Raw genomic sequence first — 232 nt, 5'->3', positions numbered from 1 at the left:
GCTGGTACCCCAGGAATCTGGTGGTCACGGCTTCAACCGAGGTCAACCACTTCACGCTCGCCATGCCGTACCAGCCTGGAACCAGTAGCCGCAGCGGGTAGCCGTGCTGGAGGGGCAGAGGTTCGCCGTTCATCGCGTAGACCAGCATGACATCGGGATGCATCGCTTCCTCGATGGTCAGGCTGCGGGCGTACGGTTCTTCCACGCCGCCCTGAATGCCGCTGTCCGCGCC

At 64.2% G+C, this 232-nt stretch carries 1 protein-coding gene; it reads right to left on the bottom strand.

Features of this window, described 5'->3' with window-relative positions; all coding sequences use genetic code 11:
• Positions 1–232 (bottom strand): molybdopterin-dependent oxidoreductase (locus SB772_RS46005; protein WP_410839272.1); only part of this gene is annotated, 232 nt, incomplete at both ends.

The sequence above is a fragment of the Paraburkholderia sp. SIMBA_030 genome (assembly GCF_046535245.1).
Taxonomy (GTDB): Bacteria; Pseudomonadota; Gammaproteobacteria; order Burkholderiales; family Burkholderiaceae; genus Paraburkholderia.
This window is presented reverse-complemented; position numbering and strand designations above follow the sequence as displayed.